Origin of the sequence: Deinococcus aerophilus (assembly GCF_014647075.1) — a bacterium.
GTDB classification, from domain to species: Bacteria; Deinococcota; Deinococci; order Deinococcales; family Deinococcaceae; genus Deinococcus; species Deinococcus aerophilus.
In genome coordinates this window covers 1-1252 of record NZ_BMOM01000073.1, presented here as the reverse complement: position 1 = coordinate 1252, position 1252 = coordinate 1, and the positions used below count along the sequence as shown (strand labels likewise).

Here is a 1252-nt window from a genome sequence, read left to right as displayed (position 1 = left end):
GGTAGTGCTCCAAGAATCCCGTCAAGCGGCGAAGAGAGACCTCGCCGACGCGACCAGTTTATCCCAGGGATAGGCGTAGCCCAGGGCCGAGTGCAGCCTCTCGGTGTTGTACCAGTGCTGGAATTGGACGCACTGGACGCGAAGTTCGGTGATGGACCGCACCTCCTGCCGGAAGATCCATTCGTATTTTAGATTTCGGTTGACCCGTTCCAGAATTCCCATTCCACCGCGCTGCGACACCTTCGTCCTGATCCAGCTCCCCACCTCCTCACAGGCCTGCCGGAACGCCTGCGACGTGAAATCTGACCCTCCATCCGACATCACCACGACCTCTTCCTGATGCCCGTGGCAATGGAGCAGCTGAAGTCCGGCCTGCAGCGCGGTGACCGCGCTGCAGGCCGAGAGATTGCGAACCACTTCCAGGTGCAGGACGGCACGACTTTGAACGTCCAGCACGACATACACCCAGGCCACACCATCCGCGAGACTGAACCGGGTGGCGTCAATCTGAACCCGGCGCCCCTCGGGCCACAGGAGAGGCGTCAGGATGGGCACAGACGGGCGCCGTGTTTTCCTCGGCTGGGCCGGAATCAAGTCCAGTTCCCGGAGTAACTGTCTGACCTCATGGCGGCCAGGCGCAGCCTGGCCGTACTGCCCCGCCAGTTGACGCTGAATACGCCGATATCCGTAGGTTGGATTTGCCAGCGCGACGTCACGGACCTGATCACGATGTGCTGTCTGTCGCGCTTGACGCGCTTTTTCTTGCTCTCCGTGACGCCGGGCGTCACGGAGCTTCCAGTACGGCAGGTCGATGTCCCTGGCAAAGCTGGACAGGCTGACATGGGGTTGGTCTTGGAGCACCTCGGCATACAGCGCGAGGGCCTGCTGAACGCTCAAAGACCCCGGGCTTTTTTTGCAATATAGAGGGACAACTCCTTCTCACCCAGCAGACTTTTCAGCCGCTCGTTTTCCTGCTCGAGGGCTTTGACGCCGTGATCGACATGGTCACCGACGAGGCGGGCACGGCCCGCCTCCAGGAACTGCGTCCGCCACTTGTGGATCAGACTTTCGGCGGCGCCATGCTGACGGGCCAGTTCCGCCACCGACTGCTCACCGCGCAGGACGGCCAGCACGATCTGCTCTTTGAGTTCGGGTGGCCACGTTTTCCGTTGCTTTCCCATACGTTCCCTCCAGTGTGCCCTACCCTCTCAACGGGTTGGGGATTTTCTGTCGGGATTTCTGGAGCACTACC

Annotated in this window: 2 protein-coding genes; both read right to left on the bottom strand. The window is 61.3% G+C overall.

Annotated features, from left to right (window positions below; translation table 11 throughout):
- Positions 1-21: 21 nt before the first annotated feature.
- On the bottom strand, positions 22-897 hold the full coding sequence (locus tag IEY21_RS16610) for an integrase core domain-containing protein (RefSeq protein ID WP_229753192.1): 876 nt from the start codon (positions 895-897) through the stop codon (positions 22-24).
- Positions 894-1181, bottom strand: a complete 288-nt coding sequence (locus IEY21_RS16605; protein WP_188905450.1) for a transposase — start codon at positions 1179-1181, stop codon at positions 894-896. The genes IEY21_RS16610 and IEY21_RS16605 overlap by 4 nt, the downstream gene beginning before the upstream one ends.
- Positions 1182-1252: the final 71 nt, after the last annotated feature.